This window comes from Mastigocoleus sp. MO_188.B34, assembly GCF_030065675.1.
In the GTDB taxonomy this organism is placed as follows: domain Bacteria; phylum Cyanobacteriota; class Cyanobacteriia; order Cyanobacteriales; family Nostocaceae; genus Mastigocoleus.
In genome coordinates this window covers 1-15117 of sequence record NZ_JASJDK010000160.1, presented here as the reverse complement: position 1 = coordinate 15117, position 15117 = coordinate 1, and the positions used below count along the sequence as shown (strand labels likewise).

Annotated in this window: 5 protein-coding genes; 3 read left to right on the top strand and 2 right to left on the bottom strand. The window is 36.2% G+C overall.

Annotated elements, in window-relative coordinates:
• Window positions 1-347 precede the first annotated feature (347 nt).
• The gene (locus tag QNJ50_RS25685) at window positions 348-2093 is read left to right on the top strand and encodes an NF038122 family metalloprotease (RefSeq protein WP_300641277.1); all 1746 of its coding nucleotides are present in this window, start codon (window positions 348-350) and stop codon (window positions 2091-2093) included.
• A 1198-nt stretch (window positions 2094-3291) separates the two neighbouring features.
• The gene (locus QNJ50_RS25680) at window positions 3292-5250 is read left to right on the top strand and encodes an NF038122 family metalloprotease (protein ID WP_300641275.1); all 1959 of its coding nucleotides are present in this window, start codon (window positions 3292-3294) and stop codon (window positions 5248-5250) included.
• 517 nt (window positions 5251-5767) lie between these two features.
• Here QNJ50_RS25680 and QNJ50_RS25675 read toward each other — a convergent pair.
• Together QNJ50_RS25675 and ftsH are read right to left on the bottom strand one after the other, a co-directional pair.
• Window positions 5768-6250, bottom strand: coding sequence for an Hsp20/alpha crystallin family protein (locus QNJ50_RS25675; RefSeq protein ID WP_300641273.1), 483 nt, complete (start codon window positions 6248-6250; stop codon window positions 5768-5770).
• Between the two features lie 260 nt (window positions 6251-6510).
• Window positions 6511-8439 carry an ATP-dependent zinc metalloprotease FtsH gene (gene ftsH, locus QNJ50_RS25670; RefSeq protein ID WP_300641271.1) on the bottom strand — a complete coding sequence of 643 codons (1929 nt, stop codon included), beginning with the start codon at window positions 8437-8439 and terminating at the stop codon, window positions 6511-6513.
• 1079 nt (window positions 8440-9518) lie between these two features.
• Between ftsH and QNJ50_RS25665 the strand changes: the two genes are divergently transcribed.
• On the top strand, window positions 9519-14951 hold the full coding sequence (locus tag QNJ50_RS25665) for a GAF domain-containing protein (RefSeq protein ID WP_300641269.1): 5433 nt from the start codon (window positions 9519-9521) through the stop codon (window positions 14949-14951).
• Window positions 14952-15117: the final 166 nt, after the last annotated feature.

Here is a 15117-nt window from a genome sequence, read left to right as displayed (position 1 = left end):
CTATAATTTCAGAACTATTACTCTTCTAAGATCTTGATATATGAAATAGAAATATACATGTAAGGAATAAAAAAATACATTTAGTTGTAGCTTTTATCTTTTTGCTGCAGTCTTCATTGAATATTTACTGTTTTAATTCAAAATTTAGCTTAAAAATAAATCAGATTATTAGTCCAGCAAATTCATTTTGAGGGTAAAAATAAGCTTTTTAGTAGTGATTAAGGGTTTCTAGATAAATATTTTGGGTGTGATTACCTTCATATCATTTAACCACAAACCCCTCGTAACTAATATGGTGAATTATTGATTACAAGTCAAAAAATTGAAAGTCAAAAAATTGAGAAATTATGAAATCGATATTTATTCCTCAGATAATGAATCTGAAAATTTTTGTACCACTAACCTTTGCATTCACAATTAGCATATTTAGTGCTTCTCCAGTTCAAGCAATACAGTTCAACTTCACTTATGGTGAAGGAACTTCCCAGGAAGTAATTGATGGATTTGAGGCTGCTGGTAATATTTGGTCTTCTAAATTTAAGGATACTTTTTTTGATTCGTCTTGCTACTGCGAACAAGATATAAAAGTCAATATCCGGATTGATTTTACTCAACTAACAAATCCAAAAGGACTTGGTGCAGCAAGTCCAACTATGGTTAGTGTGGACTATGAAAAATTTTTGAACCGTATGTTCAAAGATATAACTTCTGAAGATGATTTAACTGCTTTCAAGAATTTACAAAATATTCAATATAAGGAACAAAACTTCTTAAAAGCATTGGGAGTGGATTTAAAAAAGAAAATTTTTAGCAATAATCTCAAAATTCTGCAAACACAAGGTTTTGAGATTAACACCACTTTCAATAACATTGAATCGAATTCCAATGATATTATTGCAAATCAAGTTGAAGATATTTTTCAACAGTTAAATCTACAGCAGTTAGAAAATTTAGATCGTACTCGAGTTAAATTTGATAGTTCAAACTTTAAAATGCTGATTGATGATGATAGTTCAGTTGATGTAAAGGATCGCGATAAAGTTGACAAAGTACAGAAATTAGACTCAGAAACAATAATTGACCAAAATGACAATGACAATAACAAGAAGATTTGGCTTACTCTTGCAAATGCAAAGGCTTTGGGTCTGAGCAATGGTGACGATAATGAAGGGTTTGATGCTCGGATTTTGCTTAGTAATGCTATGTTTGCAAATAACGGCAATATTATCAGTAATAGTGATTGGTTAACTCAAAACCCTGAAGGGAATTTTCTTGAAAGTACTATTTGGGATTTTTCCAGAGTTATGAATCTCAATGCTGAAGTCGCTAATGATAAGTTTGATTTTCTTAGCGTTGCTTTACATGAAATTGGTCATGCTTTAGGAGTGGTCAGTGGTGTTGATGCTTTTAAATTATTAAAGATGGAGGCTGAAGGAAATAGCACGACACTCTCGGAAAATGAGATTGCATTAGTCAGTCCAATGGATTTATTCCGGTTTTCTGAAGAAAGTAAACAAAGTGGTGTCTTTGACTGGTCTTCTCGCAGACAAACATTTCTCTCAATTGATGGTGGTCAAACAAAAATAGCTGATTTTGCTGATGGAGTTTCTTACCAAACTAGTCACTGGTCAGAAAATGGTGATATCAATGGTAATACTCTAGGAATTATGCACCCAGTACTTGGAAGAGGAGAAAAATTAGATATTACAGACTTAGATTTACAATTATTGGATGTTCTTGGTTACACCAAAGTTGAAGATCAAGAAAATCGATGGTTGCATCAACTTACTCAAAAACAGAAAAAATTGAAAAAACTTTTGGCAAAAGCAAGACTTAGAATGAAGTATAATTATGCTTCTTCTTCAAATAGGGGTTTTAGTTTTTGGCAAGAAATCGATTCTTTAGAAGGCTCTGAATATAATGAAGTGTTGTTAACAGAAGAATTTACAGAAGAAAATTTTGTAGAAGATGGATATAGTGTTTTTTTTCATCAAGAGTATCGAATTGCTACTACTCCTGAGCCGAATATACTTACAGGATTGGGTATTTTGAGTCTATTTGGCTGGTTAACTCGTCGCGTTCGCAGAGATTGAATATTTGATTTGGTGAAGATTTTGTAAGTTTTAACTGTTCTGCTCTCTGACTTTGTTTTGTTTATAACAATATATAGAAATATTTTAGACAAATTCAAAGTCGACAAGTAGCAAATAATACTTGTACTAAGTGTTTAGGATTTAAGCTTGAAGTTAATTATTACTAACAACATCAAAGCTTTGAAATTATGGATTAATTTTGAAGTTTTAATCACAAAATAATTAAGTTAATAAAAATGTGTTCTCAGGATAATTACTATTCTCTTATCCTGTATAAATAAGATAGAAATATATTTCATATATTGAGGAAAAATTTTTAATTTTTGGAAAGAAGCAGATATTACAGGTCAATATCGAACAGATCTACTTACAGCCACTAATCAACAGTATAAAACTGCAACAACACCAGAGCCGACCACAATTGTAGAATTAGGAATTTTAGGTATATTCGGCTGGCTACATCGTCGCATGCGTAAAGACTAAAAACTTTATTGAATCGAGGTTTTTAACTGGGAACATTAGCCTTTTGATGTAAATAACAAAATTTATTCTAGACATCTATCGAAATAAAGTCTAGAAAATCATCTTTCATACTTAAAAAACTCTTTAGAGAAAATATAGCAATCATCCTTGATTTTTATCAATGACTCAGGATTGCTATATTTTTGTTTTCACCTAATTTCCCTAAGCCCCATTTTCTATAATTTTCCAAGATAATATCTGCAAATTTTCGTAATGGAAGCTCATTTTTAAAGTTCTCTTGACAGTGTTTATAAAGTTGCGGAAATAGAGCTAGTATAAAAAATGACTGTTTTTTTTGCGTGGCTATTTAATTGAATCCTTGATAACAGGAGAAAAATTTAGTATGAGACAAAATGTGCGTAGTATAAAAAAACAGCCCGCTGCCAAAGTAATAACTTTATCTTGAAGTTTAAATAATAAAACTGTTAAGTCCCTTTAAACCATTACTTCAGAGCAATTACTCTTCTATTTAATTTGATTAGTGCGATAGAAATATATGTAGTAAATAAGAATTTTTCATTCAGAAAACCTCTTCAAACTCAAGCGCTAAAACAATTTCTAGATTCATTGTTTCTCATATATATAGAAAAAGTAAATAAATCACATAATATTCGATGCCATATTTTTTCAAAAAAGTTTCCATTACAAACTTATTTGCACAGGGTAATTTTGACAAATGATTAAATCTACATTTATTCGTCAGGTTAATAATTTTAAACGGGTTGTGCCACTAACTTTTACATTGATAACTGGTATATTTGGTAGTACCCCAGCCCAAGCAATACAATTCAATTTCACTTATACCCAAAATACTTCTCAAGAGGTAGTTGGTGGTTTTTTAGCTGCTGGTGATATTTGGTCTTCTAAAATTGGAAACACATTTTTAGATCCATCTTGCTCTTGTAACAAAGATACAACGGTTAATATTCATATTGATTTTACCCAATTAGGTAATTCCAAAGGTTTAGGTGCAACACGCCCAACTATGCTCCGTGTGAACTATCAAAAGTTCTTGAATAGCAGTTTTAAGAGCATCACTTCTATTGACGATCTAACTACTTTCAAGAGTTTACAAATTGCTCAATCTAATAAGGAATATTTTTTACAATCATTAGGTGTTGACTTACAAGAAAATACATATGAAGAAAATTTCAATATTTTGCAACAACAAGGGTTTAACATTAACTCCATCCTTGATAATGTTGCAGCTAATTCTAACAATATCATTACCGCTCAAGCCCAAGATATTTTTAAACAACTCAACCTGACTCAATTGCAGAATTTGAACCGCGATTTAGTTGAATTTGATAGTTCAACATTTAATATGCGAATTGAGGATCATAATACGGTCAATGTAGATAAACGCGACCAAGTCGATATGGTGGAGATATTAGATGCAGAAACTATCATCGACCAAAATGGTAATGACAATAACAAGAAGATTTGGCTTACTCGTGCAAATGCTAAGGCTTTAAAACTGATAAATGGCGATGATACAAAGTCTGATGCTGAAATTTTGCTCAGTAATTCCATGTTCGATGCTAACGGTGAAATCATCAGTTACGCTGATTGGCTAACTCAAAATCCCGAAGGAAATTTTCTTGAAGATACTATCTGGGATTTTTCTCGAGTTAACGATCCAAATGCTGAAGTTGCTAGTAATAAATTTGACTTTCTTTCCGTCGCTCTACACGAAATTGGTCACGCTTTAGGAGTTGTCAGTGGGGTAGATGCTTTTAATTCATTGAAAATGCAGGCTGAGACGAATAGCACTACTTTGTTAGAAGAAGATATCGCCTTAGTCAGTTCAATGGATCTATTGCGTTTTTCTGAAGAAAGTAAACAAAATGGTGTATTTGACTGGTCTTCTAGCGGACAAACTTTCTTGTCAATAGATGGAGGTCAGACCAAACTAGCTGACTTTGCTGATGGTAATTCTTATCAAACCAGTCATTGGTCCGAAAATGGAGGTATCAATGGTAGTCCTTTAGGAATTATGCACCCAGTACTCGGGAAGGGAGAAAAGTTAAATATCACAGACTTAGATTTGCGATTATTGGATGTCCTTGGCTATACCAAAGCTGATGAAGAGGTAAACTTATGGTTGCAAGGTTCTGCAGAACAATTAAGTCAGAATTTATCAACAGCAAGCTTACAACAAACAGCAAAAATATTTAGTCTGCTTGATAGTGTAAGTGAAGAACAGAAAGAGGCTTGGGAAACAAGACTGATCCAAGCAGTTATGGATATGAGGGATGTTAATGAAGAAACAGCTCGGAACCACATAAATAATCTGAAGGAATTTATCACAAATATCCTGGTGCACTTTGATTTTAACCACGACTATGGAAGTCTATGGAATAATAATCAATGGAACTTTTTCCTAAGCTACAATAGTTGGGGCTCATCGAGCGGTGGATTTAATTTTTGGCAAGAAATGGATACTGCAAATGAAGGTGAAGCAAGTCAAAGCTCAGCAACAGACGAAAATGATATAGAAGATGCTTACAGTATGTTCTTCGATCAAGAGTATCAAGCTAAAACGACACCAGAGCCAAATACAATCGCAGGGTTAGGAATTTTGGGTATATTTGGCTGGCTACATCGTCGATATAGAAAAAATTTGATACAGTAAAAAAATGATATCCAAGTAGGATCTGCTGAAAGTTAATGAAAAAATAGCCCGGAGGATTGGTTAAATTAAGAATCCTCCGATATTAAAAGGAGTGAGAATTTACCGAAAAATTTGGGTCTAAAGCCCCGCCTTTATAACTATCCATTAGGCAGATCTTTCTCAACATTTGCGAGAGTACTTGCTCATATTTTTCCCAACCCTTATTCCTTCGTCATTAATTCTCAATAAAACTATGTTTTTAGCAATAAGAATAAAGTTAAATTTGTAAAGTGTCTCTCACTCCTCGTGGTTTGAGAGCCCTGTCAAATAATCTTTTTAAGATTGTTAAGAAAGATGTGACTAATGCATAGGTCCTTATAGGACGGCAGAGTGTCAAAAATAAATTTCACTCCTGAATTTCAATAAATATAGCGGTTTTCATTTGAATCAAATACATTTTCTAATTCCCAAATGTAGAGACGTAAAATTTTACGTCTCTACGAGGTGTACTACACTCAACCGAAAACCGCCATGATGGTCAACCAACATTAATTTTTACGGCTTTATGCTTTTCGCCTTCAACCTTTGGTAAAGTCAGCGTCAAAATACCATTCTTGTATTCTGCCTCTACTTTGTCGTTTTGAACGTGTGCTGGTAAAGGAATATGCCGCTCGAATTTACCATAGTGAAACTCTGACCGTATCATACCTTTCTCTTCAGTCTTTGTTTCTGACTTACGTTCTCCACTAATAGAAACAGATTCTTCTGTGACATCAACATTCAAATCTTTTGCTTCCATTCCTGGAATTTCTACTTTGAGGCAAATGTCATTAGGACTTTCCTTGATTTCTGCAGAAGGTATGTAGCTAAGTATAGACACTCCTCCATTCCCGCTCGGTATCAGGTGTTCCATCAAACGATTCATTTGCCTTTGCATTTGTTCTAGTGCTCGTAATGGCTCCTTAGATATAGGTTCCCAATGTTCTATTTCATGAAAAGGATCCCAGCGAGTAATTGGCATAATAATTACCTCCTATCTGACCTTAAACCCCCTTTGTTATTGTTTTATTTCCCCTCACCCTCACACCAAATCCGATTTTTAAACCCCTCTATTGGAATTGTCCCCACAATTTCCACACTTTCAATACTCTTCTCTAATTCTTAAAAGGGGTAATCATCAACCTAAATTTAGCATCAACATTATCGAGGGGTATCTACTTCCAGGCTAAAAATAAAATGTGAGGAAGTTATGAGGACAAGTTATGGGAGATTTCAAAAAAGTCACCGTAAGTTAATTTCTGTTGTTTCAAGGACAGAAATTTTTCCTTTATGTAACCAATCAGCCATCGTTTGGGGAGCTTGAACGCGATTCAAATGATTTCTCAATTCATCCCCTTCCAATATTTCCTTGTCTAACAGAGCAAATGCTGTCTCTTCTAGTAATTCTCGATTTAGCTCGAGAATTTTTAGAGCCATATGGTGAGCACTGTCAATAATGTCTTTCACTTCTGCATCAATCTTTTCGGCAACTGTTTGGCTGATAGAACGGCGTGGATTTGTTACACCTTCGAGAAATTGTTGTTGAATTTTCTCAAAAGCAATTGGTCCGAGTTTATGGCTCATTCCGTACAGAGTTACAAATCGTTCGGCTAAATCCGTAGCTTTTTGAATGTCGTCACTAGCACCAGTAGAAACCTCACCAAAGATTAATTCTTCCGCAGAACGTCCTCCCAAAAGTGAAGCAATTCTTCCCCTTAGTTCGCTTTCAGTCATTAAAAAACGATCTTCCTCTGGAAGTTGTAACGTGTAACCTAAAGCCGCCACACCGCGAGGTACAACAGAAATTTTCTCAACTTTACCAGCCCCTGGCATCATCGTTCCAATAATTGCGTGACCCACTTCGTGATAGGCTACGGTCTTTTTCTCTAATTCGTTAAGCACGCGAGACTTTTTCTCTAATCCAGTTAATATGCGTTCAATAGCTTCATTGAAATCAGCCATAGTGACTGTTTTGCGGTTTTTTCGAGCAGCCAATAATGCAGCCTCATTGACAAGGTTAGCAAGATCGGCACCAGCAAAGCCAGGGGTACGAGCAGCTAATTTAGATAGGTCAACATCGTCTGCAAGCTTAACGACCCTAGAATGGACTTGCAAAATAGCTTTCCGACCAATTTTATCTGGACGGTCAACCACAACTTGGCGATCAAATCGACCAGGACGAAGCAAAGCAGGATCGAGAATTTCTGGGCGGTTAGTAGCAGCGAGAATAATCACACCTGTGTTGGGGTCAAAACCATCCATTTCGGAAAGAAGTTGGTTGAGTGTTTGCTCTCTTTCCTCATGACCACCCAAAAGGTTTCCCGGACCAACCCGCGAGCGACCCAAAGCATCGAGCTCATCAATAAAAACAATACAAGGAGCTTGTTGTTTTGCTTGTTCAAATAGATCTCGAACCCTTGATGCTCCAATACCTACAAATAACTCGATAAACTCCGAACCTGAAATCGTGAAGAAAGGAACTCCCGCTTCCCCAGCAATAGCTTTTGCTAATAAAGTTTTACCAGTTCCCGGTGGACCTACCAGTAACACACCTTTAGGAATTCTCGCACCCAGACGTTTATATTTTTCTGCGTATTGGAGAAAATCTACAATTTCTTGTAGTTCTGTCTTGGCTTCATCAACTCCAGCCACATCGTTAAATGTGACACCCGTGCTTCCTTCGGAGTAAATACGAGCTTTACTTTTTCCGATGGTGAGTGCAGCTGCACCCCCTCCTCGAGAACGACTGATGAACCAAGCCCAAATGCTAAAAAAAACTAACGGTGGTATGACCCAACTAAGTAAAGTTAAGAGCCAACTTTCTGGTCGAACAAAAAACTTAACATCATGTTTTCGCAGAATTTTAGTTAGTTCTGCATCATTTGGAACTGGAACAGTGTTAAATACTTGCTTTTGTTTAGATTTTTCCGACCCTGAAAAGTCTGATTTCAAAACATACCGGATGTTATTAGGTGCAATTTCTACACGGGATACCTTACCTGCTTCTACTTGAGTTAGAAATTCACTATAAGCTTTTGTAGTGGCTTGTGGTACTTGGATTAATAATAAATTCAGGAACATAAGCGCCATAAAAATCAAGAACCAAGTACCACCAAAGCGTCTAGGTTGAGGGGTTTTGATTCGGCGATTGTTATTTGTATCAAGAGGCATAACTGATGTTCTCTTTTACGGAACGATTTGGGGGAAATTTGGGTTTGTTCGCAGACAATTACCTATATTTCCAAATAATAAAGTTACTAATCAAACCAGTAATTCAAAAAAGTACAGTCTATGAGTCTAATTTGTTCAGAGAGTAATTTTTTAAAGTTTTTATTGATAGAGGGTGTTGTAGAATCACTAAAAAACTTTACTAATTTCAGAGTATCGAAAAAACATGAGGAAATTGTGGGGGTGCCAATTATTTGTCAATTCATTGAGAAGGAATGATTTTGGTTCTGCAGTGATTTCTAAATGAAGTTGATGTACTTTATCAAAAAGACAGTGTTAAATGATACTCACAAAGCAGATGCCAAGTCGCAAAATATTAGCATCACACCATTTTTGCAAAAAAAAGTTGTAGAAAACTGATGGTATTGTTAATCGATAATCAATAATTGGGATTTTATATGTAAACTATCACAGTTGATAATTCAATATTCCCAATTCACATCGATCAATTTATTGAACAAATCAACAAAAAAATTAAAAATAATAAAATAATAAAATATACATTTAGTTGGAAAAATATTTCCAACTCTTGAGACTTATTTCAATATATATCAAGACTATCATCAGTAAACAGTCACAATATTTATTAAGTTTTTTTTGCTACATAGTCTATCAATCTTAAACAATTCAATCCCTTTTAATTTATCGCAAGATTATTTGTATATTATTGTTTTTCTGTCAATCGTGTAATATCTTAACTAGCCGAATTTTGACATATAACTTATCAAAAGATAATTTTATGCTTTTGTTTTGTAATACAATTATATTTTTCAGATTGAGTAAATTAGTTGAGATATAAACTGTTTAGTGATGTCAAAAATAAGTATCAGATAGAATTTTAAGCTATTTTACCTAGTGATTTACTAAGAACAAATTTAGTAGTTAATGTATATCAAGCTAAAAAATACAAAGTTCAAAAATACAAAGTTCAAAAATAAAAAGTTCTAAAACACTGAAGTGCTTAATGTTAACACACAAGAGTGTATTAATTTTTTCATAACATTATAATTACTTACAAACAAATGACAAACAATTATCCTGGTATACCTGGTAATGGGCAAGATTTTTCTTATCCGGGGCATGACTTATCTGACATTGAGTCTACACATATTCTTAAATCTAATTTTGAAAAATCGCCACAAGTACTAAGCAACGGACAAAAACAAAGCCTTGATGTGGAATGGACCCAATATTTTACTGAAGTTGTCCGGTGTATTCGTAGATCTCTCAAGCAGGAAGATATTCTCGAAACTGCGACAGAAGAGGTACGGCGACTGCTTGGATGCGAACGGGTCGTAGTTTATGGACTTAACGGGGATTCTGAGGGAGTCATAATTGCTGAATCAGTTGCTCCTGGATTTATAGACGTTTTAGGAAGAACTATCAAAGACCCCTGTTTTGAAACAAGATATATCGAGAAGTATCAAAATGGACGGGTTAAAGCAATTGACAATATTTATGAAGCGAACCTTACAACTTGTTACATAGAGCAACTTGAAAAGTTGGACGTTAAAGCGAATCTAGTTGCACCAATTATTAACGAAGGTAATTTATTAGGTTTGTTAGTTGCCCATCAATGTTCTCAACCACGGTATTGGCAAGAACATGAGATTAGGTGGTTTTCCCAGATCGCGATGCAAGTAGGGTTCGCCCTTGATAACGCTAAACTGTTGGCAGAAGCGACAAATCTTCGCCAGCAAACAGATACGGAAGCTGAATGGACGCAGCATTTTACTAATACTGTCAGGTTGATTCGTATTTCTCTCAAACAAGAAGATATTCTCGAAACTGCAACTGAAGAAGTTCGACGATTGCTTGCATGCGAACGGGTAGTAGTTTATGGACTTAGTGCAGAATCGGAAGGAATAATAATTGCTGAGTCAGTTGCTCCTGGATTTGTAGAAGCTTTGGGAACAACCATCAAAGACCCCTGTTTTGAAGCTAAGTACATTGAAAAATACCAAAACGGTAGGGTTAAAGCCACCAACAACATCTACAAAGCAAATCTCACAAGTTGTTATATTGAGCAACTGGAAAAATTAGAGGTCAAGGCGAATTTAGTCGCGCCAATCATCAACGAAGGTAAAATACTGGGTTTGTTTGTCGCCCATCAGTGTTCTCAACCGCGTAATTGGCAAGAATATGAAATTAGGTGGTTTTCCCAAATTGCCATGCAAATGGGATTTGCCCTTGATAATGCTAAAGTCTTAGTGGAAGCTGCCAATCTCCGTGAAAAAACGGATATAGAAGCCGAATGGACGCAGTACTTTACTAACACCGTTCGACTAATTCGTACATCTCTCAAACAAGAAGATATTCTCGAAACTGCAACTGAAGAAGTTCGACGATTATTTGGGTGCGATCGGGTAGTAGTTTATGGACTACGTTCAGAATCAGAGGGATTGATAATTGCTGAGTCAGTTGCTCCTGGTTTCTTGGAAGCCTTGGGAAGGAGAATTAAAGATCCTTGTTTTGAAGCGAAGTACATCGAAAAGTACCAAAATGGTAGGGTTAAAGCCACCAACAATATCCATAAAGCAAATCTTACAAGTTGTTATATTGAGCAATTAGAAAAGCTAGAAGTCAAAGCAAATTTAGTTGCACCAATCATCAACGAAGGTAAAATACTGGGTTTGTTTGTCGCCCATCAATGTTCTCAACCGCGTAATTGGCAAGAACATGAAATTAGGTGCTTTTCCCAAATAGCAATGCAGGTTGGTTTTGCCCTTGATAATGCCAAACTTCTGCTAGAAGCTGCGAATATGCGCCAAAAGGCAGATACGGAAACAGAATGGACCCATTATTTTACCGATACTGTTAAAGTCATCCGTACTTCCCTCAAAAAAGAAGACATTCTCGAAAATGCCACTGAACAAATTCAGAGAGTATTGGGGTGCGATCGGGTCGTGGTGTATGGACTCAACGCAGAATCTGAGGGAATAATAATTTCTGAATCAGTTGTTCCTGGGTTGGTGAAAACCATAGGGATGACAATTAAAGACCCTTGTTTTGAAGCTAGATACATCGAAAAATATCAAAATGGCAGGGTTAAAGCAACAAATAATATCTACGAAGCAAACCTAACTCCCTGTTATATCGAACAACTAGAAAAGCTAGCTGTCAAGGCGAATTTGGTCGCACCCATCATTAATGAAGGCAAATTACTCGGTTTATTAGTTGCTCATCAATGTTTTCAACCGCGCGATTGGAAAAATTATGAAATTAGGTGGTTTTCCCAGATCGCAATGCAAGTAGGTTTTGCCCTTGATAACGCTACAGTTTTGGCAGAATCTGCAAACCTGCGTCAACAATCGAATACGGAAGCTGAATGGACGGACTATTTTACTAATACTGTCAGGTTAATTCGTACTTCTCTGAAAAAAGAAGATATTCTGGAAACTGCGACTGAAGAAGTACGGCGACTACTTGTCTGCGAAAGGGTGGTAGTGTACGGACTTAATCCTGAATCTGAAGGAGTTATAATTTCTGAGTCGGTTGCTCCTGGTTTCTTTAAGGCTTTGGGAACGGTCATCAAAGATCCTTGTTTTGAAGCTAAGTACATCGAAAAATATCAAAATGGCAGGGTTAAAGCAACAAATAATATTTACAAAGCAAATCTCACAACTTGTTATATCGAGCAGCTAGAAAAACTAGGGGTAAAAGCGAATTTAGTCGCACCAATTATTAATGAAGGTAAACTGCTGGGTTTATTGGTTGCTCACCAATGTTCCCAACCTCGTGAATGGGAGCAGCATGAAATCAGGTGGTTTTCCCAGATTGCAATGCAAGTAGGTTTTGCCCTTGATAATGCTGCAGTTTTAGCAGAAGCTGCTGACCTTCGCCGACAAACAGATCTGGAAAATGAATGGACGCAGCACTTTACTAATACGGTTCGATTAATTCGTACTTCTCTCAACCAAGAAGATATCCTCAAAACCAGTGTCAAAGAAGTACGACGGGTTATGAACTGCGATCGGGTGGTACTTTACGGACTCAATCAGGAATCTCAGGGAGTAATAATAGCCGAATCAGTTGCTCCTGGTTCCATAAAAACCTTAGGGATGAGAATTAACGACCCTTGCTTTGAAGCCAAGTACATTGAAAAGTATGAAAATGGCAGGGTTAAAGCAACAAATAATATCTACGAAGCAAATCTTACCAGTTGTTATATTGAGCAACTTGAAAAACTGGGAGTAAAAGCAAATTTAGTTGCCCCAATTATCAATGAGGGTAAGATATTGGGTCTATTTGTCGCTCACCAATGTTCCCAACCTCGCGATTGGCAAGAACATGAAATTAGATGGTTTTCCCAGATTGCGATGCAATTAGGCTTTGCCCTTGATAATGCTAAAGTTTTGGCAGAAGCTACAAGTCTCCTCGTGCAAGCAGATACGGAAAGTAAGTGGACGCAATACTTTACAGATACCGTTAGACTTATTCGCCAATCTCTCAATCGAGATGATATTCTCCAAACCAGTGTTAAAGAAGTGCGGCGAGTAATCGATTGCGAGCGCGTGGTGGTTTACGGTCTCAAAACAGAATCTGAGGGAATGATTATTGCTGAATCAGTTGCTCCTCGTTTTATTAAAGCTTTGGGAACGACAATCAAAGACCCTTGTTTTGAAGCTAAGTACATTGAAAAGTACCAAAATGGTAGGGTTCGGGCAACCAACAATATACATGAAGCAAATCTCACCCCTTGTTATATTAGACAACTTGAAAAGTTAGGGGTAAAAGCAAATTTAGTTGCACCAATTCTTAATGAAGGTAAATTACTAGGTCTGCTGGTTGCTCATCAATGCTCTCAACCCCGTGATTGGCAACAGCATGAGATTAGATGGTTTTCTCAGATTGCTATGCAGGTAGGTTTTGCCCTTGACAATGCCAAACTCTTAACAGAAACAACGGATCTTCGCCTGCGAGCAGATAAAGAAACTGAATGGACCCAATACTTTACTGATACTGTTAGATCTATTCGTCAATCCCTCAATCGAGAAGATATCCTCAAAACCAGTGTCAAGGAAGTACGGCGAATAGTTGGGTGTGACAGAGTAGTAGTTTATGGCTTGGATAAGAAATCACAGGGAACAGTAATTGCTGAATCAGTCGCTCCTCGTTTCACCAAAGCTTTGGGAATGATAATTACAGACCCTTGCTTTGAAGCCAGTTACATTGAAAAGTACCAAAATGGCAGAGTAAGAGCGACTGATAATATCTACACAGCAAACCTTACAAGTTGTTATATCGAGCAACTGAAAAAGCTGGAAGTCAAAGCAAATTTAGTTGCACCAATTCTTAATGAAGGTAAATTACTAGGTCTGCTGGTTGCTCATCAATGTTCCCAACCACGCCACTGGCAAAATCATGAAATTAGGTGGTTTTCTCAAATCGCAATGCAGGTGGGTTTTGCATTAGATAACGCTAAAGCTCTTGAAACTTCTAAAAATCTTGATAATTCCAAAGTCCTAGCAACTCACAAAGTCCAAACCCTTGAGACTTCCAAGTTTATTAGACAAAATCAACAAACTAGTGAAGGACAACAAACTATTTCAGTTGCTCAACAAGAAGAGTTAAGACAAGTACTTGTGGAAATTCTTCAGGATAATCAAACTAGTTTTAAAGATTTTTCCGCCCAAGCTTTAAATCTCTCAAATTCTCTTGCTACTAGCCTAAAAGAAATTAAAGAGATGCTAGATGCAGCTAAAACTATCACAACTACCGGAAAACTTACAGAACGACAAATACAAAGAAATGAACACTTACTGCAAGAAGGACTGGAAAATATAAAATGTACTTTAGAAAATATTTATGTCCTTCAAGAAGCAGTCGCTGACGGTGGAATAAGAGTTAAGGAATTTAATCAACATTGTCAAAAGCTTTCAAACTTTATCGATCATCTGACTGATAACCTAGCTAAGGGAATGAAGAATCAAAGTATCAATGTAGCGATCGCTGAAAGCTACTTAGAAAATTGCTTTGAAGATTCTGTAACTCTTAACACAGAAAAAGTACATATGCTCAGAGAGCAATTATTCGAGATTACATCAGAAACTCAACCATTACTTAATTCTGCGATTACAAAAACAAATGAAATAATTGAGACAATGGAAGCTGAAACCAAGCATTTGACAAACTGGACAAAATCGCTGCAAACCACGGAGCAAAAGCTTGATTATATTGTTAGCATCAATACGCAAGTAGGTAAATTAGTTGGTAACATAACTCAAACTGCTGAGAGTCAAGCACAAAATTCTGGTAAAGCAGAGAGAAACTTAAACGTAGCGAATAAAACTGCTCAGCACATGCTAGAGCAATCACAGCATCTTGCTAAGTGGTTCACTCAACTAGCAATATTTTCCCAGGGGAATATACAAAAAATTAGTTTTTGGAAAAATATTAAGGGTTTTGTCCGTTCATCCCATACTCTTGTGACATTTTTCACACCGAAAGAATAGGCGTTAGTGGGTAATGGGTAATGTTAGCGCAGCGGGGCGCGTAAGCGCACAGTAATGGGTAATGAGTAATGAGTAATGAGTAATGAGTAAGGAGTAAGGAGTAATGAGTAATGGGTAATGAGTAATGAGTAATGAGTAATGAGTAATGGGTAATGAGTAATGAGTA